This is a genomic window from Psychrobacter sp. TB20-MNA-CIBAN-0197 (genome assembly GCF_040309765.1).
Classification (GTDB): Bacteria; Pseudomonadota; Gammaproteobacteria; order Pseudomonadales; family Moraxellaceae; genus Psychrobacter; species Psychrobacter submarinus.
The window spans coordinates 1-256 of record NZ_JBEOPC010000955.1; the positions used below are offsets into that span (position 1 = coordinate 1).

1 protein-coding gene is annotated in these 256 nt (G+C 61.7%); it reads left to right on the forward strand.

The window, feature by feature from the left end; all coding sequences use genetic code 11:
- A partial coding sequence (locus tag AAEY83_RS16710) for a malic enzyme-like NAD(P)-binding protein (protein WP_351060880.1) occupies positions 1 to 256 on the forward strand: 256 nt, incomplete at both ends.

Consider the following 256-nt stretch of genomic DNA (forward strand, 5'->3'; position numbering starts at 1 on the left):
CGAAGATTGTCTGCCTCGGCGCCGGCGCTGCCGCCATCTCCTGCATGAAACTGCTGGTGAGCATGGGTGCTCGCATCGAAAACATCTTCATGGTTGACCGTACCGGCGTGATCCACTCCGGCCGTGACGACCTGAATCAGTACAAAGCCGTGTTCGCCCACGCTACCGAGAAGCGCACCCTGGCAGACGCACTGGCAGGCGCTGACGTATTCGTCGGTCTGTCCGGTCCGAACCTGCTGAGCGCCGAAGGCCTGTT